The 17,929-nt window shown below is 68.9% G+C and carries 13 protein-coding genes and 2 tRNA genes; 6 read left to right on the top strand and 9 right to left on the bottom strand.

The genetic code is table 11. The features are described from left to right. Nucleotides 1-60: 60 nt before the first annotated feature. From CA12_RS17595 to CA12_RS17580, 4 genes are all read right to left on the bottom strand, one after another. Nucleotides 61-2,364 carry a xanthine dehydrogenase family protein molybdopterin-binding subunit gene (locus CA12_RS17595; protein WP_145360306.1) on the bottom strand — a complete coding sequence of 768 codons (2,304 nt, stop codon included), beginning with the start codon at nt 2,362-2,364 and terminating at the stop codon, nt 61-63. 57 nt (nt 2,365-2,421) lie between these two features. Beyond that, the gene (locus CA12_RS17590; protein ID WP_145360305.1) at nt 2,422-3,447 is read right to left on the bottom strand and encodes an FAD binding domain-containing protein; all 1,026 of its coding nucleotides are present in this window, start codon (nt 3,445-3,447) and stop codon (nt 2,422-2,424) included. 3 nt (nt 3,448-3,450) lie between these two features. Next, nucleotides 3,451-4,143, bottom strand: coding sequence for a (2Fe-2S)-binding protein (locus tag CA12_RS17585; protein WP_242687997.1), 693 nt, complete (start codon nt 4,141-4,143; stop codon nt 3,451-3,453). A 338-nt stretch (nt 4,144-4,481) separates the two neighbouring features. Next, nucleotides 4,482-4,568: transfer RNA gene (locus CA12_RS17580), tRNA-Ser, on the bottom strand. A gap of 165 nt (nt 4,569-4,733) precedes the next feature. Between CA12_RS17580 and CA12_RS17575 the strand changes: the two genes are divergently transcribed. After that, complete coding sequence (locus CA12_RS17575) at nt 4,734-5,003, top strand: hypothetical protein (RefSeq protein ID WP_145360303.1); 270 nt, start codon at nt 4,734-4,736, stop codon at nt 5,001-5,003. Nucleotides 5,004-5,019: 16 nt separating this feature from the next. Here the strand turns inward: CA12_RS17575 and ispH are convergent, their stop codons facing one another. Further along, the gene (ispH, locus tag CA12_RS17570; protein ID WP_145360302.1) at nt 5,020-6,030 is read right to left on the bottom strand and encodes a 4-hydroxy-3-methylbut-2-enyl diphosphate reductase; all 1,011 of its coding nucleotides are present in this window, start codon (nt 6,028-6,030) and stop codon (nt 5,020-5,022) included. Nucleotides 6,031-6,414: 384 nt separating this feature from the next. Here ispH and CA12_RS17565 point away from each other — a divergent pair, with 384 nt between their 5' ends. Then, the gene (locus tag CA12_RS17565; RefSeq protein ID WP_145360301.1) at nt 6,415-7,962 is read left to right on the top strand and encodes a hypothetical protein; all 1,548 of its coding nucleotides are present in this window, start codon (nt 6,415-6,417) and stop codon (nt 7,960-7,962) included. Nucleotides 7,963-8,065: 103 nt separating this feature from the next. Here the strand turns inward: CA12_RS17565 and CA12_RS17560 are convergent, their stop codons facing one another. Further along, on the bottom strand, nt 8,066-9,772 hold the full coding sequence (locus tag CA12_RS17560) for a COG1361 family protein (RefSeq protein ID WP_165700838.1): 1,707 nt from the start codon (nt 9,770-9,772) through the stop codon (nt 8,066-8,068). Nucleotides 9,773-10,069: 297 nt separating this feature from the next. Between CA12_RS17560 and CA12_RS17555 the strand changes: the two genes are divergently transcribed. The 4 genes from CA12_RS17555 to CA12_RS17540 all read left to right on the top strand — a co-directional run bounded on the left by CA12_RS17555 (nt 10,070) and on the right by CA12_RS17540 (nt 12,215). Beyond that, on the top strand, nt 10,070-10,675 hold the full coding sequence (locus CA12_RS17555; protein WP_145360299.1) for a hypothetical protein: 606 nt from the start codon (nt 10,070-10,072) through the stop codon (nt 10,673-10,675). Beyond that, nucleotides 10,633-11,562, top strand: a complete 930-nt coding sequence (locus CA12_RS17550) for an AAA family ATPase (RefSeq protein ID WP_145360298.1) — start codon at nt 10,633-10,635, stop codon at nt 11,560-11,562. The genes CA12_RS17555 and CA12_RS17550 overlap by 43 nt, the downstream gene beginning before the upstream one ends. Continuing rightward, a tRNA-Val gene (locus CA12_RS17545) sits at nt 11,553-11,626 on the top strand. Before CA12_RS17550 ends, CA12_RS17545 begins: the two co-directional genes overlap by 10 nt. 121 nt (nt 11,627-11,747) lie before the next feature. Continuing rightward, a complete protein-coding gene (locus CA12_RS17540) occupies nt 11,748-12,215 on the top strand; it encodes a DUF488 domain-containing protein (protein ID WP_165700837.1) in 468 nt (155 codons plus the stop codon). Between the two features lie 107 nt (nt 12,216-12,322). Here the strand turns inward: CA12_RS17540 and CA12_RS17535 are convergent, their stop codons facing one another. From CA12_RS17535 to nhaA, 3 genes are all read right to left on the bottom strand, one after another. Then, entirely contained in the window at nt 12,323-12,535 is a 213-nt protein-coding gene (locus CA12_RS17535; RefSeq protein ID WP_145360296.1) for a hypothetical protein, read from the bottom strand. Nucleotides 12,536-12,753: 218 nt separating this feature from the next. After that, nucleotides 12,754-15,648, bottom strand: coding sequence for a secretin N-terminal domain-containing protein (locus CA12_RS17530; RefSeq protein WP_145360295.1), 2,895 nt, complete (start codon nt 15,646-15,648; stop codon nt 12,754-12,756). A 451-nt stretch (nt 15,649-16,099) separates the two neighbouring features. Continuing rightward, nucleotides 16,100-17,464 (bottom strand): Na+/H+ antiporter NhaA, encoded by a 1,365-nt coding sequence (gene nhaA / locus CA12_RS17525; RefSeq protein ID WP_145361637.1) that lies wholly within the window; start codon nt 17,462-17,464, stop codon nt 16,100-16,102. Nucleotides 17,465-17,929 lie beyond the last annotated feature (465 nt).

Genomic DNA, 17,929 nt, shown 5'->3' with positions numbered 1-17,929 from the left:
CCGCCGGCTCGCGCACGCCAGCACGCGGACCGGGGACCCGGGTCAGGATCGGCAGGTGCGTCAAGCCATCACCATTTCGGGGGTGACGGGGCAGGAGCGATGCCGCCGGCCGGTGGCGTGCCAGACCGCGTTCGCGAGGGCTGCGTTGACGCCGGTGATGCCAATCTCGCCGATGCCCTTCGCTCCGATGGGAGACGCGTTGAAGTCCGGGTCGTCGATCCACATCACGTCGAGGTCCGGCACGTCCGCATTCACGGGCACGTGATACTCGGCGAGGTTGTCGTTTGTCCAGCGAGCCAGCCGCGTGTCGTGGTGGGTGACCTCCAGCAGGCCGGAACCGATGCCCATCACCATGCCCCCGAGGAACTGGCTGCGGCCCAGCTTGCGGTTCAGGATCGTCCCGCAGGCGTAGCACCCCAGCATCCGCCGGACGCGGACCAGGCCGAACTCTTCGTCGACGCCGACCTCGACGAAGGTCGCCCCGAAACTGTGCTTGGAGTAGTCGCTCTTGCCCGGCGCGTAGCTACCCCTGGCGGAGAGTTCCTCCCGGCCGGACTGTTCGATCAGATCCTCGAGCGGCAGGCCCTTCTCCGATTCCGTCACCACCAGTTTGCCGGAGGCGAAGGTGACGTCGGCGGGTTTCGCCCCGGCCAGCGGCGAATCTTTGGGGGCGTGCTTCAACAGGGCCGCCTTCAACTTCTCCGCGGCGTCGCGGAGGGCGGAGCCGACGGAGAGCGTCGTGGCGCTGCCGCCGGAGACGCCGCCCTTGGGGTACGCCGTGGTGCCGAGTTCGAACGTGACCCGGCCCGCGGGCACGCCCAGCAGGTCGGCGGCGGTCTGTTCCTGCACGGTCGCGGTGCCGGTGCCGAGTTCATGCGTCGCACAGAGCGCCCGCACGCCGCCGTCGGCCCGGATCGTCAGTTCGACTTCCGTGGGAAAGCCGAACGCCGGATAGGTGGCCGCGGCCACGCCGGTGCCGATCAGCCACCGCCCGTCCCGCCGCTGCCGAGGTTGGAGCGGGCGGTCCGCCCAGCCGAATCGCTCCGCCCCGGCCTGCAGACAGCGGACGAACTGCCGGTTCGAGAACGGCTTGCCGGTCGTCGGGTCCTCTTTCGGCTCGTTCCGCAATCGCAGTTCGACCGGGTCCAGCCCGGCGGCCTCCGCCAGTTCGTCCATCGCGCATTCGAGCGGGAACATGCCCGGCGTCTCCGCCGGCGCCCGCATGAAGGTGGGCAACTGCGTGTTCACCCGGCCCATCCGCTGCGCGAGCCGGCGGTTGGGGGCGGCGTATAGGATCTTCGTCGCCATCACGACGGCGTCGCTGTAGTCGTCGCGGATGCTGGTGACGGTGAAGCCCTCGTGCACGATGCTCGTCAGGGTGCCGTCCTCCTTCGCCCCCAGGGCCACCCGTTGCAGCGTGGGGGAGCGATACCCGGTGCCGCCGTAGAGCTGCCGCCGAGTGACGACCAGTTTGACCGGCGCCCCGGCCAGCTTGGCGCATTTGCAGGCCAGCAGCGCCTGCGGCCACATCACGCCCTTGGAACCGAACGCCCCGCCGACGTACTCGCACACCACCTCGACCTGCTCCGGCTTGAGCCCGAACGCCTCGGCCAGCGAACTGCGGGTCCCGTAGAGGTTCTGCGTCGTGTCGCGGACGCTGAGGGTCTCTCCGCCGTCCTCCCCCTTGCCGAAGACCGCGATCGTCGCGTGCGGCTCGATCGGGTTGTGGTGGTTCGGGTCCGTCTTGAACTGCTGATCGACCCGCAGCGTCGCCTCCCGGAGGGCGGCTTCGGCGTCGCCCTCCTCCATCACCGGCGGGTCGCCCATCAGGCTCTTCGGGCGTTCCTGAGTGCCGTTGACGGACTCGACGGCGATCAACGGGTTCGGGTCCGCCTCGTAGGACACCTTCACCGCCAGCGCCCCGTCGCGGGCGGCCTCGAAGGTGTCGGCGATCACCGCGGCGACGTACTGCCCGGCGTGCACGATCTCCTGCGACTCCGCCCCGGCGGGGCCGGCAGGTTCGACGCTCTGAAAGCCCAACCCCGGCGGGCCGCTGGGCACCTTCAGCTTCGGGCTGTTCGCCGGGGTGAGCAGATGGCGGACGCCGGCCATCGCCTCGGCGGCGGAGGCGTCGATGGCGGTCACGCGGCCCTTGGCGATCGTCGCCGGCACGGCGACGGCGTGCAGCAGGCCGGGGAAACTCTCCGGGCTGTGCTTCCCGTCGCGCTCCGCGGTGTAGGCCGCCGTGCCCGTGACCTTCGCCCGGCCGGTGCGGCGGGTCCGCGGTTTGCCGACCGCCCCGGTGTCGTCGGCGAGACGCGGGAGCGGGGCGAACGCCGTGTCGGGCTGGTCGGCGAAAAACATCGGCGGGGGGCGGACAGGGAGCGGGGACGCCGCGGCGGCGGGCGGATCGGACGGGGTTCAGCCGACGTCGCGGCCGTGCTGGAGGGCGAACAACGTGGCGTCGTCCGGCGGGCCGTCGTCGCGGAGGCGCCGCAGGGCGTAGGCGAGCGTTCGCTTCGCCAAGGTCACCTTGTATTCCGTGCCCTTCGGGGGATCGGCGTCCGCGAGGGCGGCCTCGGCGGCGGCGGCGAATTGCTCGTCGGTGGCCGCTTTGCCGGTGAGGGTCGCTTCGGCCTCCGGGGACCGCCACGGCTTCACGCCCACCCCGCCGAGGGCGATGTGGCAACTTTTCACCCTGTCCCCGTCCAACTCCAGACCGACGGCGGCGCTGGCGAGGGCGAAGGCGTAGCTGCTGCGCTCCCGTATTTTGCAGTACCAGCCGTTCGCCGCGGCGGGCGAGAACGGCAGGGTCAGGTGCGTGATCAGTTCCCCGGGCCGCAGGACGGTTTCAATCTCCGGCGTGTCGCCGGGGAGCCGGTGCAGGTCGGTCGCGGCGATCGTGCGGCCGCCGTCCGGGCGCTCCGTTTTGACGGAGCCGCCGAGGGCGGCGAAGGCGACCGCGAAGTCGCCCGGGTAGTTCGCGATGCAGCGGTCCGACACGCCCAGCACGGCCATCAGGGAACGATCCGCCCCCTCCTCCTGAGCGTCGCAGCCGGAGCCGGGTTCCCGCTTGTTGCAGCGGTACTCCGTGTGCCGGAAGTACGGGCAGCGGGTCCGTTGGAGCAGGTTCCCGCCGACGGTCGCCATGTTGCGGATCTGCGGGGAGGCCGCGAGGATCAGCGCGTGCCGCACCGCGGGCAGGTTCGACCGCACCAGCGGGTGATCGGCGAGCGCCGCCATCGTGCACCCGGCGCCGACCCGCAGGCCGTCGTCGGTTTTCGTCACCTCCGCCGAGAGCGCCGGGCGAACGAACGTCACCTCCTCCGGCGTGAGGACGTTCAGCTTCATCAGGTCCGCCATCGTCGTCCCGCCCGCCAGGTAAGCGGCGGACGGACGGGCGGCGGCGGCCGGATCGGCGGCCGAGGAGAACGTGAAGGGCACCATCGGTCAGCTCTCCCCGGAGGTTTGGGCGTCGCCGGACGACAGAATGACGACGGCGGCGGACGGGTCCTCCTCCGGCTCCTCGCCGGCGGTCTGGCGGACGGCGGAAACGATGTTCGGATAGGCCCCGCAACGGCAGAGGTTGCCGCTCATCCATTCGCGGACCATCTCCCGGCTGCCGGCGTGCCCGCCGCCGGCCGGGTCCTCCTTCAGCAGGGCGGCGGCGCTCATGATCTGCCCCGGCGTGCAGTAGCCGCATTGGTAGGCGTCGCAGCGGAGGAACGCCTCCTGGAGCGGATGCAGCACCTCGCCCTTCGCCCCCACCGCGGCGGGGAGACCCTCGATCGTCGTCACCTTCGCCCCGTCGAGCGTCGCCGCGAACGTGAGGCAGGAGAGTTGCCGGGTCGGGGCCTCGTCGCCTGGTCGCTGGATGTGCACCGTGCACGAGCCGCAGGCCCCGTGGTCGCAGCCTTTTTTGGTGCCGGTCAGGCCGTGGCGCTCGCGGAGCAGGTCGACGAGGGTCACCCGCGGGTCTAGCGTTTCGGAACGCTGTTCGCCGTTGAGAGTAAAGCGAACGGGGGCGCCGTTCTCCGTCGCTTCCCCGTCCGCGTCGGTCGCCGCGGCGGCGGGGTTCGCCCCGCGGGAGGAGACGAGGGCGACGCCCGCGGAGCCGGCGCCAAGGAACGTACGGCGGGACACGCCGTCGCCGGGGGGCGCCGCAGCCGAGGGCGGTTCCGGAAGGAACGAGCCGTCGCCGTCGCAACAGGGCGGCAGACTCGGACAGCGGGGCGTCGCGGCGGGGGGCGACGCAGCGGCGGGAGGAGGCATCGGCCGATCCCGAGAGGGTACTGGGCGGAGTCTCCTTTTAAGCCGACGCCGACGCCGGCACACGGGGGGAAGCCCGGTCCTGCCGTCAGGGTACACCAACCGCCGAGGGGCGACCGTCGCGGAAGACCTGTTCCCGCAGTGCCCGGCTGCTCCGGGCGGAGCGGCGGCGTCGGGGGCCGATTCCCCCGACGCCGTCGTCCAACCTCAAGCGGAGAGTGGGGGATTCGAACCCCCGGTACCCCGAAAGGTACACAGGATTAGCAATCCTGCCCGATCGACCACTCCGGCAACTCTCCAGTCGGTTCCGCTCGGCCCTGCGGCCGGGAGCGGGGCGGGATGTTACGATCCAACGTCCTCGGTCGTCCACCCCACGGGGGGCCGACACCGCCCGAACCCGTTCGGTTCGCCTTCCGAGCGACCCCGCTCGGCCCTCTCCGCTCCGCGATCACCTCCGCCCCGCGATGGACGAAGCGCTCCCGCCACAGCCGGCCGAACCTTTGTTGGAAGGGTTCGCCGCCGGAGAGGAAGGGAGAACGGTCGCCAAGTTATTGAAGGCCACGGCGCTTCTGGCGTATTTCACGGCGTTCGCAGCCACGGCGGTCGCGCTGCTCTCAGGCAATCTCGGCGGATTGGCCGTCGCCGCTTTTGCCGCCGGCGTCGGCTTTCTCCTGCATGGGGCCTCGGTCGGGCTGCAGGCGATCGTCCACCTAGCGGAGCGGACGGACCGCTGAACGGCGGCCGGACGGCTCAGGCCTGCAACGTCACGACCGTTTTGCCGGGGGTTTCCGGCCGCAGTTCCTTGGGCAGCGGGAAGCGGACGTGCTCGGTCCGCAGCGTTTCCTCGCTGATCGTCGCCCCGAATCGCTCCCGTAGGGCCTCGACGACGCCGGTCACCACCCGCTCCGGGGCGCTGGCGCCGGCGGTGACCAGTACCGTGGCGAACGGTTCGCCTGCCGAGTTGAGGAACCACTCGTCCCGCAGTTCGTCCGGACCGTCCAGCAGATGGCCCGGGATGCCGCATTCCTGGCCGATCTCCACGAGCCGCAGACTGTTGGAGGAATTCTTGCTGCCCAGCACCAAAAGCAGATCGCTGCGTTCCGCCAGCTTGCGGACGGCCTCCTGCCGGTTCGTCGTGGCGTAGCAGATGTCTTCCTTCCGCGGCGTCTCGAGGTGCGGGAACCGCTCCCGCAGTCGCTTCATCACGCGGCCGGCCTCGTCGACGGACAGGGTGGTCTGCGTCAGCACGGCCAGCGGCGCCGGCGAACCGTCCGGCCGCGGCGGGAACGACAGGGCGTCCACCTCCTCGGGGGAGTCCACCAACGTGATGCTCTCCGGCGCCTCGCCCATCGTGCCGATCACCTCGTCGTGCCCCTCGTGCCCGATCAACATGATGTGGTACCCGGCCTTCGCGTAGCGGATCGCCTCGATGTGCACCTTCGTCACCAGCGGGCAGGTGGCGTCGATGGTGAACAGCTTGCGGGCCTTGGCCGCCTCGCGGATCTCCGGGCTGACGCCGTGGGCGGAGTACATCAGCACGCTGCCCTCCGGCACGTCTTCCACGTGCTCCACGAAGGTGACGCCGGCGGACGTGAACCGTTCGACCACCGCCTTGTTGTGGACGATCTCGTGATAGACGTAGATCCCTTCCCCGCCGCGGGGGCCGCCGCCGCCGAACCGCTCGACCGCCAGGTCGAGCGCGTCCACCGCCATGTTGACCCCGGCACAGAAACCGCGGGGATTGGCGAGGAGAATGTGCATCGAGAACGGGCGGCGGGTGCGGAGGACGTTGCGGCGACGAAGTTTAGCGAGTCGGCGGCCGGGGGGGCACGACCGCCTCTGAACAAGCGTCTGCCCGGGAAGTAGCCCGCGGTCGATTGCCCGACTTCACTTTGCCTCTTCGGACTTTGATGTGTCGGGGCCGTTGCCGGTGCTTGTCCTGTGGATTGCCTCATCGTTGAGATTTGTCCGCGGCGTTCAGGCGGCCGCCGCGCTGGTCGGGCTCGCGGCACCGTGAACCGTCGCCTGCTCGCGGGGCGCCGCCGCGAGGAGGACGGGGGGAACTGAGCGTCCGCCTTCCGACGGGAGACCCGGGGACGGCCGACCCGGGTTCCCCGCGGGGGGGACCGCCAGCTAAAACGGGGCATGACCGGTTCGCTCAGTTGCCTGCTGCTCGCCGCCCTGCCGGCTCAACTTCCCGACGCCGCCCCGTCGAGCTTCACCCCGCCGTCCCTCTCCGCGGAGGCGACCCGCTCCGCAATGAACGGGCCTCTCCCGCCGACGGACGACCTCACGGCGGACGCCCTCGCCGAGTACGAAACCGCCCTCACCGCCCACTACGGCGGCACGCGGGAGGTCCCGCTGGCGGTGAAGGCGGCGTTCTACGACTGGGTGATCCGTCGCCACCACCTGGAGCAATTCGCCCCCACCCCTGACGGGGCACCGGTCGGGATCGTCCACCAAACGGCGTTCTTGCCGGCGAAGCCGGGGGAACGGGGAGAGTTTAACGCCGGCCCGGACACGCTCACCTGGAACGGAGCGTTGCTCGCCGCGATGAGTTACCGGTGGGCGATTTCCCGCGACCCGGCGGCGCTGGAGTGGGTTCGTACGCTGCTCGGCGGGTTGGAATTGGGAATGAAAGTCACCGGGCAACCGGGGCTGCCGGCTCGTTGTTACACGCAGGCGGCTCGGTCGAACGGCGAGTTGTCGCTGCGATACGAACAGGAGAACGGCCGGACGATCTGGGCCCGTTCCGACGCCGCCAAGGGCACGGTGAATCAGATCGCCGGCGGGCTGATCGTCTGCCAACTGCTATGCGGGGACGACCTCGGGCCGAAGGACCGCAATCGCGCGGCCCAGATGTCGCTGGATATGGCCGACCACCTCGTGCGGCACGACTACCACCTCACCGAACGCACCGGCAAGCGGACCGAGTACGGCGACCTCACCCCGCGCATCGGCCCTCAATCAATTCCGTTCAACGCGCAGGTCGCCTATCTGGTCGTCGCCGGCGGTGCCGGGCTGGGGGTCCACGCCGAGAACGCCGACCCGGCCGCGGTGAACCGGGTCATGAAGGCGTTTGAGGAACTGCGGGTGAAGCACCATGTTTATTACGAAGCGCCGACGCAGGTCGTCCGTCCGCAGCGGATCGGGGCCAGCCTCCTGCTGAAGGGCATGAACGACCGGCACCACTCGATGACCGCCGGATACACGGCTCTGCTGTTGGAGTGGGAACTGGCCCGTCGCGCGAACGCCGCCGCGGACGGCCGGTTCCTCTACGAAATGGGCCGCACGCCGCTGTACGCCATGCGGGGCGTCCGGGGGGAGCGGAACTCGCTGCTGGCGTTTCTGTGGGGGGGCCTGCTGATGGACGGCCGCCGGGCCGCCGCAATCCTGCCCGACCCGCAGGAGCAGATCGCGGAGTTCGACGCCGCCCGCCGCGAGATCGAGGCCGGCGTCGAGCACCTCCACCGGTTCCCGCTCTCCCGCCGCTCGGTCGTGGGAGAGATGAAGAGCAGCCGGGAGGACGTCTGGATCGCGGAGCAGCGGCCTTGGGACTGCTACGTCTGGAAGGCCGACCCGAACGAGGTGTTCGTGCCAACCGGCCCGCCGATGAATAAATGGGCCGCCGGCATCGATTTTCTGCACGCCTATTGGGTCGCCCGCTATTGGAGCCTGCCCGGGGTGCAATAAGCGTCGGCCGCCTCGGGCGCGCAGCGAAACGGCCCGGACGCGACAGGCGTCCGGGCCGTCTCCTCTTGAGAGGATCGGTCGATCGACCGACAGTCGGCAGTGATCAGTAGAGCGTGGTCGGCTCAAGCTCGAACACGGGCCGCTGGTTGGCTTCGCTGGTCAGTTCGACGCGGAAGCGCACCTTCTCGGCGTCGTTCGCCTTGGCCTTCACGGTCCAGGACAGCACGTCGCCGGGGGCCACGGTCGGGATCTTCTTGAAGGTCAACTCGTTCCCGTTGGCGGTCACCTTGGAGTCGCCGGAGGCTTCGACGAACTCCATGCCGTCCGGCAGCGTGGCGGTCAGCTGCACCTCGGAGTCCGGGGCGGAGCCCTGGTTCTTCACGTAAATCTCGTAGGTGGTGGTGTCGTCCACCGGCACCGGGTCCACCTGATCGACCACCTCGAGTAAAATCGCGGCGATCCCCTTGAACTCCGTCTTGGCGGACTTTTTCACCGCATCGACGCAGTAGGCGTTCGCTTCGGCGGACAGGGAAACCGTCTTCGGCTCCGTGGCGGTCATCGTCACGGTGAACTCACGGCTGTCGCCGCCTTTCAGCGTGCCGAGGGAGACCGTGTTGCCGTCCGCGTCCTGGCTCTGAATGTTGACGTTCGAGGCGCCGGAGGCCGGCGTCAGCGCGACCTGGGCGTCCAGGGCCGGGTCGTCGGACTCGTTCGTGACGGTCACGGTATATTCCGCCGGACGATCCAGATATTGCTCCTGCGGGCCGTCGATATTCAGGCTCAATTCCGGCTTGAGCAGTCGCAGCGGGGCCGTGTCTTCGCCGCTGCGGGCGGTGTCCGTCTTACTCTTCGCCGTCGCGGCGGAGAGATTGAACTCGCCGCCCTGGTTACGATTCTTCGCGAGGGTCAACTGATATTCCCGCGTGACGGTCTCGCCGGCGTCGAGCGTGCCGAGGTCTTCGGAGATTTTGGCTTTCGAACCGTCCTTCGTCACCAGGCCCTGCGGCAGGTCGTCCCGGAGGGTGACGCTGCGGCTTTCGCCGGAGCCGGTATTCTTGACGGTATAGCGAACAGAGACCGTGTCGCAGACGTACGCCGTATTCTTCTTCATGTCGAGATCGGCCAGTTCGGCGCGAGCGTCGACCAGGATTTGACGGGTCAGCTTCAGATTCGGCGCGACCACGTCAAAACTGGTGCATAGCGTCGGTCGATAATCGGCGGAGAGGCACGCCCTCACGGTACCTTCCTTCGGCGCCGACCCGGTCACCTGCACGGTTTTCGTCTGCCCGGCATTGAGGGTGCCGAGGTCCACCGAAAACTGAGTCATCTGATTCGACTTCTTTTGGCCGGAGCCACTTTTCGAGTTCGATTTGCCAGCCGACGCGTCGTTCTGCTTGTTGCCGCCCGCTTGCCGATCGGAACTATTGCTGGATTGATCGCCGGAGTTATTCCCCGACGCGTCGCCGGACTTGCTCTGACCTTTCGTCTGGGCGGAGACGATCTCAAAATCGCCTTGGAACGTCTCCATGACGGTGACGCCCTGCACCGGGAAGTCGCTGACGTTCTTCACGTCGATCGTATAGGAGACCTCCTGGCCGGCCCTGGCCTCGCGGGGCGGGTTACGCTTTACGGACAGCACGTCGTCGCCCGTCGGCCCCTGCAACATGAGAGTTGAGGACTGCGTGCCCTGATTTCCGACAGAGTCGGCGTCGTTCTGCCCCTGTTGGGCCGAGGCGGGAACGGCGAACAGCCCGGCTGCGGCGAGCGCAACCCCCGTGGCGAACGTTTGGAATGGCGTTGAGATGTGCATGAGTTTCTCCTGAAGTCTGCGTCCTGTGAGAGGGACCAGCGGAACGGCCCCGCGGCATTCACTGCCGACGATGATCATTATAATGAGCATTTCCCGAACCCGTGCGGGCGGGGGCCCGGAATCGGCGGGGGGCCTGCCCCTACGGCGCATACCCCACGTATTTATCGGCCGATCGGGACGGCGCCGGGAGACCGAATACGGGCTCGCCCCGGCCGCGCGTCGAGGTACTTGATTCGCACTTCTGCTGCAGCTCGGCCAGACGCGAACCTCGACACGACGAGCGGGGTCCGAGTCCGCATGTTCCTTCACGCCCCGGCCCTCCTGTTCGCAAGTTCCGGTCCGCCGCTGGCGGCCGTGGACGGCTGGCAGTTCGCCGGCGGGGCCGCGGCACTGACGTTGATTGCGGCGACGTTCGGCAAGGTGCGGGAGTTTCTCACGCACCTCACCCGCATCGCGATCGTCAGCGTGAACGTGCGGGGCTATCAGGCGGAGGCGGTGCTGTTGGAACTGCGCAGCTCCTTTCGCACCTCCAAGTGGGGGCCGAAGAGCTATCTGGGTTGGATGTTGCACGTGCGGCCCGTTCGGCGGGTGCAACTTGTCCCGATGGAGGTGACGCCTTCCGCCGGCCGCCTCTGGTGGCGCGGCGCCGGCTGGCGACGCTCAGCGGTTTGGGTGCGGCGGGGCGAATCCAAAGACGAGGAGATGCACGACGGCCTGACCTGTCGCAACTGGGAGGAGAAGCCGCTCACCCTGCTGTTCCTCCGCGGCACGCTCGATTCGGACGACTTGATGGCTCGGGCCGCCGAGCGGTTCAACGCCTTCGAGGCCCGTCACAAGCCGCCGAGGGCCGTCGGCACACCGTGCGATTCGTCCACGGCACCGCCGGCGATCGGGGCGGCGTGATGAAGGAGGTCCGCCGCAACCGCGGCGCCGCCGGCCACACCGACCTGCGGCCCTGCCTCGCGCATCGCCCGCTGGGCCGGGGGTTCGACGAACTCGGCGGGGAGACCGGCGACGGCAACCCCTACGCTCCCCTCGCCCTCAATGCCGAGGCCCGCGGCCTGATCGCCGAGGCCCGCGACTGGAAGGCCAGCGAGCAGTGGTACCGCGACCGCGGCCTGCCCTGGCGCCGCGGCTGGCTGCTCCACGGCCCCCCCGGCACCGGCAAGACGGCGCTGGTTCGCGCGGTCGCCGAGGACCTCGACCTGCCGGTCTACGCCTACGACCTCGCCAGTTTGAAGAACGACGAACTGCGGGAGAACTGGGCGGAAATGTTGACCGAGGCCCCCTGCCTCGCCCTGCTCGAGGACGTGGACGCCGTCTTCCACGGCCGGGAAAACGTCGCCGTGAAGGAGGGCGGACTGACGTTCGATTGTCTGCTGAATTGTCTGGACGGGGTCCAGCGGGCGGACGGGTTGCTGATCGCGGTCACGACAAACCACCCGGAACGCCTCGACCCGGCGCTCGGTTCGCCCCGCCAGACGGCGACCCGGCCGGGCCGGATCGACCGGGTCGTCGAGCTTCCCCCGCTGGACGAGGACGGCCGCTTCCACCTCGCCCGCCGCATTCTCGCCGAACGCCCCGAACGCTGGCAGGAGGTGGTCGAAGCCGGCGCCGGCGACACCGGCGCCCAGTTCCAGGAACGCTGCGGCGCCCTGGCCCTGCGGCTGCGATTCGCCGACGCCGCGTCGTTGGCCGCGGACGATCCACCGGCCGCCCCGCCGACGCCCCGGCGCCGGGCCACGGGTGTGAGCGCCGCCGAAGTCGCTAAACTGCCCGCGGGCGGTTAGCTCAGTTGGTTAGAGCGTCTGCTTTACACGCAGAAGGTCGAGGGTTCGAGTCCCTCACCGCCTACTACGGAAACAGGGATGAAACGGGTCGCGGCGGGCGCCCCTCCCCTGTGCCACCTGTTCGTGCGACAACGCCGAGGGGCACGCCGCCCGCCGTGCCTTTCCGCTGGAGAGAGGGGATTGATTTGGAAAAGCCGCCCGACAGTCTCCTCCTCACCGCCGGCTACACCGGCGTGTCGGTCGACCGACTGATCGAGGTACTGCTTGAACACCGCGTGCAGCGCGTCGTCGACGTGCGGGAGTTGCCGCTCTCCCGCCGGGCGGGGTTCAGCAAGAACGGGTTGGCGGCGCGGCTCGCGGTGGATGACATCGGTTACACGCACCTCCGCCCCCTCGGGTCGCCGCGGGATGCCCGCAAGCGGTTCCAAGCCGACAAGGACTGGCGGGCGTTCGCCACCGCCGTCAACGAACACCTGACGACGGCCCCGGCGGTGGACGCCTTGGAGAAACTCGCCGAGTTGGTCGCCGACCAACGGTGCTGCCTGTTGTGCACCTGTCCTGACGCAGACCGCTGTCACAGGTCGTTGGTCGCCGACGCCCTCGCCGACGTCACGCCGGTCGAGGTCGTTCACCTCACGGTCCTTGCGGATTAAATCCCGCTTCTCTTGCCGAACGAGCGTCCGGGCTGACTCCTCCCCGCCACGCCGACGCCGGGGCCACGGCGGAACCTGAGCCGGATCGTTTCCGCGACGGTCGTCGACTACGCCCAGCGGACCCACCGCCAGAGGTTGACGCCGGACCACAGCAGCGGGAACGGGATCAGGTACCACCCACTGACGTCCACGGCCGCCACCAGCCCGCCCAGATGATGGTGACTCGCTCCCCTCAACCCCGCCCAGCCCCAATAACACACCTCGTTCGGCGGCGGAAACCCGTTTAGAAAAAGTCGCTGGTTCCACGCGAGGAGCAGCACGAATGGACCGGGGAGGTCTGATCGAGAGCCCGTCACCGACGCAGCAAGTCGGGGGGAGTGTTTACTGTCTGGCACAGTGACGGTCGCCGCGGGCGTCAGCCTGCACAGCGAGCACAGCAGGCCCCCGCAGACGATCCATGGCAGGGCGAGTGTCCTAAGCAGTCGCCACAACCGGCGGCCGGCGGTTGGGGTGGGTTCGTACAGTGGGACGGCCGTGTTCACTCCGCGTCGGGCGGGTCGCCGAGGGTGCGGGCGGCGCCGACCTCGGCGGAGGCGGGGACGCGGGCGGGGGAGATCGTCACGCTGTCCCCGAGGACGTTCTGCAGGCGGGTCTTCATCTCGTCGACGGCCCGCGGGCCGCCCTGCCACATCATGCTCGCGGCGGTCGCCTGCCGGGCGTTCTCCTCCAAGACCTCCACCAGCGCGGCCACGTTCGTCATCAGGCCCTCGCTGGCGGAGATCACCAGGGTGTTGGACTCCTCGTGCACGCCGACGCTCAGCAGCCCTTTAAAACGGATCGGCGGCTCCTCGTCGCCGCCCCGGTCGTCCTCGTTCTGCCGGCCGTACACGTAGGTGTAGGCGGGGGCGGCGGGCTGCTTTTCCTTCTCGTCGCCCTTTTGCCGCGCCGGGTCGTCCGTGCTGAGGAGGTCCCGATAGACGTCCTTGATCGTCGCCGCGACCTGCTCCGCCTTGGCGCTCTTGAGATTAAAATACTGCGTGAGCCGGAGCGATCCGCCCCGCTGCTCCGGGGATTGGTCCCAAATCTTCAGCAGGTCGCCGATCTGTCGCAGTTGGGCGGGCGTGGCGTTCTGCACAAGGATTGTGCGGGTGTCCGAGTCGCCGATAAACCGTAGCGGCTTCCGGTCCGACAACCGGCCGGGCGCCTCGCTTTTGACGTTAATCGGCTGTCCCCACCAGTCGCGGGTCTCCTCCGCGTCGGCGTCGGCTTCGAAAAAGTCTTCGAGCTGATACGTGAGCCACTCGGCGCTCTGCACGTGTTCTAATTGAAAGACGTGAAATTCCCGCTGCGGCGGGGTGAGGTCGCCGACGAGGTCCTCCAGCGCGTCCAACGCGTCGAGGTCGTCGCTCTCGAGCACCAACCGGCCGTCCGGCGTGCGGCGAACCGTGATTCGCTCGGGCGTCAGGGGCGGCGGGGACGGTGTATCGGCCGCCTGTCGCAGGGCCGCCGGCCGGGCCGAGATCGGGCTGCGGGCCGCGACGTTCGACTCCTCGCCCGGTGCGTCGATCCGCGCCTCCGGCCCCTCGCCGGGCGGGGCGTCCGACGGGCCGGCCCCAGTCGGCGCTGCGGGCGGGGCGGCGGGGAGGTCGAGCGGGTTGTCGCGGACATGGGGCCACGCGGTGCGGAGCCGCTCGAGGATCTCCTCGGACTGATCGGCGGTGACGTCCAGCACACGCGTCGCGGAGCGGTTCACGCCGCTCGCCCGGACCTCGCCGAGCTTCACCAACAGAGCGTTGACCTCGCTCAGTTCGACCGGATTCGCCCACAGGAGCAGGCGGTTGTTCCGCACGTCCGCGTCCACCCGAAACTGGCCCTCCGGTCCCTCCTCTTCCTCCTCCGTTGAGGAGGAGCCGTAACCGTAGCTGAAAAAACCGTATCGGGAGTTGCCGTCGTCGTCCGGTTTCTCTTCTTCCACGCCCATCATGAACCGCACGGTGCCGGCGACGTAGTCGGCCGGCAGGCGGCGGAGGGGCAGGACCTCGAAGCTGCGATCGGTCCCGTCCAGGCTCTCGACGAGTCGGGCGACGATCAGGTGATCCGTCGGCGAGCCGTTCACCACCAGGGCGTTTGCCTTTTCGTCCACCTCCACCCGGGTCAGCGGGCCGAGTTCCCCGCTGTTCGACAGCAACCGCACCACCATTTCCGGGTTGAGGCGGGCGAGCCGGTAGATGCGGACCGGGTCCTCCCGCATCACCATGCGGGCCAGCAGGCCGTCGGTCGGATCGCGGGGGACGTCGAGGGCCTCCACGCTGCTTTCGAGGATCGCCATCTGCTCCGGCGGGGCCTGAGCGAGGATGGCGTTTTCCCGCTCGTTGACGATCAGCCGGATCGTCCCCGCCGCCTTGCCGTCCGCCCCGCCGCCCGGTTGGTTTTTCGCCATCTGGGCCTGCTGCATGCGCATCTGCATCTCCATCTGGGCCAGTTGCGGATTGGAGGGCAGCGAGTCGTCCTCCTTCACGAGGCCGAGGAACTCGTCCAGCAGTTGCTTGGCGCGGTCGGCGCGAATGTGCTCTAGGCGGAACTGGCGGACGAGCCGCTCCTTGCCCCGGCCCTGCTGTTCCTCACGCAGGATGGCGGCGAGCTGTTGCAGGTTGCCGGCCGCGTCCATCGCGAGCACCCGGTTGCTGCCCGGCAGCGCCGCGAGCGTCCCCCGCGGCGAGAGCAGGACCTTGAGCTCCTCCGCGGCCCGCTCGGCGGGAAGCCAGTCGAGGGCGAACACGCACTTCACGAAGCGGTTGGGCGGCAGGTCCGCCAGTTCCTCCGGCGTGACGGCCGGCACGGCGCCGGGGTCGAGCTTTTTGAGGTTCGCCACCGTCAGCACCTCGCCGTCGACCAGCAGCGTGAAGCCGCGGGCGAGCAGGTGCCGGTTGATCAGATCGCGGGCCTCTTCGGCCGTGTAGGCCCGCTGGGTTCGCAGGTTGAGCGTATCCCCCGGCAGTTCCTGCCAGTCCAGCGACAGGCCGGACGCGTCCGCCAGGGCGGTCACCACGGCCGGCCAGGGGGCGCCGCGGAAGTTGAAGGAGTAGTTGCCGTCGGCATCGGCGTCGAACAGATCCGCCCCGCCCTCCACGATCGCCGCGGCGCCCTCCGGAGCCGCGGGCCGTTTGACGATCGCCGGAGCGGCGGCAGCGTCCTTAGAGTCGGCGGAGGCGTCTTTCGGGGCGTCCTTGGGGGCGTCCTTGGCCGCCGCGGCGTCGTTCTCCTTCGCGGCGGGGGCGGGGCTGGACTCGGCCGGCTTCGAGGCGGCGGGCGTCTTTTCCTTGGCCTGCTCTGCCGGGGAATCCTCCTGAAGGGCAAAGGCGGGAGTCGGTCCGAACAGCAGCGGCGTCCCGACCGCGAACCATAAAACGGCGGTGACGTCGACGCGAGGCATGGGACGGTCGGCGGCGTGGGCGGAAACGGATCAACGCGGGCTAGTATCACGCCCCGGCAGGTCGAACGCCAAGGGCCGACGGGACGGACCGCAAGACTGAACGCCGCCGACGATCGGTTGTGCCCGCCGCGTCAGAAAACAGACGACGACCAGTGACGGGGCGAGGAACTTCATGCCGCCCCTGCTGGGCGAGAACGAGCAGCCAACCAGCGGGTTGCGGTTCCCGATCTCCAGCCGTTTTCTCCCGCCACCGCGTGACGGAGGCGCCGATCGCGTCCGCGGCGGCGGGGAGCGTTCGCCTCCAACACGCTCGGCGACGTTGAGCGTGTGAATCGGCGGGTGCGTGAGCGACCGGGAGCGCTCGCATTTCACCGGCCGCCCATGGTGGTGACGACCTGTCCTGAATTCTTCGCACCGGTGCAGCGGACTGAGCCGGGGAGGTCTCCCCGGATCATGGTTCTGATCCGTGAACCGGCCCGGTCTGCGTGGCCGCCAAGGAGACCGGAGAGGTTGCGAGGACGGCCATACCGACCACGGCGCTGGTCAGCGATCCGACGAGCACGCCGACCTTGGCCGACCGCAGTAACGTTTCGTCCGCGAACGCAAGGCCGGCGATAAATAGGGCCATCGTGAAGCCGATGCCCGCCAGAAATCCCCCGCCCGCCAGGTGCCGCCAGGTGACCCCCGCAGGGAGCCGGGCCAGGCCGGTTTTTAACGCGAGCCAACACAAGATCAGAATGCCGGCCGGCTTACCGACGGCCAGCCCCGCGATCACCGCCAGCGCCACGGGGGACGCCGCGTCCGCAGCCTGAAACGGCACCCCGGCGTTGGCCAGCGCGAACACGGGCATGATAAAAAAGGCGACCCAGGGGTGCAGGACGTGAATCAAATACTCCAGGGGAGAGATCGTCTCCCGCGTCGCGCGGCGGTATCGACTGATTTCCGCCGCACGGTCCGGCTCCTTTTCCCAACTTCCGCCGTGAATAAACTCGCTGGCGCGCTTCAGGAGTTCCTTGCCGGTTCCACGTTCGAGATAGGCGCGAGCCGGCGTCATTAATCCCAGAACCACGCCGGCGATCGTGGCGTGGATACCGGACTCATGAAACCCGAGCCAGATTAAGACGCCCAACAGCGTGTACATGCCCATGCTGCGAATCCCCAGGCGTTGCATGATGCAGACGAGGCCGATCCCCGCGATCCCCGCCGTCAGCCAGATCCAGTGGATGGATTCGGTATAACCGAAGGCGATCACCAGGATCGCCCCGATATCGTCGATAATCGCCAGGGAGAGCAGAACGATTCGGAGAGCGGAGGGCACCCGCCGGCCGAGCACCGCCATGCACCCCACGACGAAGGCGATGTCCGTGGCCATGGGAATTCCCCACCCCCGCTGCCCCGTTTCGCCGAACTGCGATGCCAGATAGATCGACGCCGGCAGGAGCATCCCGCCAAGCGCCGCCGCGAGCGGCAGGGCGGCGCGCCGAATGTCCTGCAGTTCCCCAAGGACAAGTTCGCGTTTCACCTCCAGGCCGATGACGAAGAAAAACACCGCCATTAACCCGTCGTTAATCCAGTGTTTCAGGGAATGCCGCAGTTCGAAGTCTCCCACGGCGACGCCGATCGGCGTCTTCCAGAAGCCGAGATACGCCTCGGCAATCGCGGAGTTCGCCGCCGCGAGAGCCGCGACCGCACAGAGCAGGAGGACGATCCCGCTCGCCGCTTCGACGTGGAGAAACTGATTGATCGGCTTGACCAACCGATCGATCGGCTCTTGCGGGAAAGAAAATCGTTCGACGGATTTCTGACGGTCTGCCATGGCGACTCGGTATTTCCAGCAGGAGGGCGCGCCTACCGATAGCAAGTCAGGCGGCTCCTGACGAACGTTCCGGTATGGCTCCGAGGGACCGTCGAATCCTCCGGCCCGGCCGGACCGGATCGCCTCGTCGGCCGGCGGGAGCCCGTCGTCGCGGTGCTGCACCGACGTCTCGGAGAGCGAGGTGGCGACGGGCCGGCGGCGGAGCGTACGTCGACGGCAAGTTGGAACGCCGCTCAGTGAACTCCCGACCCAGCCCCGTCAGGAGCGACTGTTTGTCGCGGGGCGGCGTGAACGCCGACGACGCCGAACGGCGGTCGCGCCGCTGCGGCCTGGGGAGTCACGCCGCAGCGGCCCGGGGGCGCGCACCCCCGTTCTCCTGAATCCTGTAGGAGTTACGGAACGCAGCCGACCGCCGCGGAATGTTCGACCGCCCCTGGGTTCGACAGAGCGGACCCTCGCACCTAT

The organism is Alienimonas californiensis, from assembly GCF_007743815.1.
In the GTDB taxonomy this organism is placed as follows: Bacteria; Planctomycetota; Planctomycetia; order Planctomycetales; family Planctomycetaceae; genus Alienimonas; species Alienimonas californiensis.
The sequence above is the reverse complement of the archived record's forward strand: the minus strand, read 5'-3'. Positions and strand labels throughout refer to the sequence as shown.

Bases quoted from the DNA above. Each gene is read 5' to 3' on its own strand.
- CA12_RS17595 (WP_145360306.1), bottom strand. From the start codon at position 2,364: ATGTTTTTCGCCGACCAGCCCGACACGGCGTTCGCCCCGCTCCCGCGT.
- CA12_RS17590 (WP_145360305.1), bottom strand. From the start codon at position 3,447: ATGGTGCCCTTCACGTTCTCCTCGGCCGCCGATCCGGCCGCCGCCGCC.
- CA12_RS17575 (WP_145360303.1), top strand. From the start codon at position 4,734: ATGGACGAAGCGCTCCCGCCACAGCCGGCCGAACCTTTGTTGGAAGGG.
- ispH (WP_145360302.1), bottom strand. From the start codon at position 6,030: ATGCACATTCTCCTCGCCAATCCCCGCGGTTTCTGTGCCGGGGTCAAC.
- CA12_RS17565 (WP_145360301.1), top strand. From the start codon at position 6,415: ATGACCGGTTCGCTCAGTTGCCTGCTGCTCGCCGCCCTGCCGGCTCAA.
- CA12_RS17560 (WP_165700838.1), bottom strand. From the start codon at position 9,772: ATGCACATCTCAACGCCATTCCAAACGTTCGCCACGGGGGTTGCGCTC.
- CA12_RS17555 (WP_145360299.1), top strand. From the start codon at position 10,070: ATGTTCCTTCACGCCCCGGCCCTCCTGTTCGCAAGTTCCGGTCCGCCG.
- CA12_RS17530 (WP_145360295.1), bottom strand. From the start codon at position 15,648: ATGCCTCGCGTCGACGTCACCGCCGTTTTATGGTTCGCGGTCGGGACG.
- nhaA (WP_145361637.1), bottom strand. From the start codon at position 17,464: ATGGCAGACCGTCAGAAATCCGTCGAACGATTTTCTTTCCCGCAAGAG.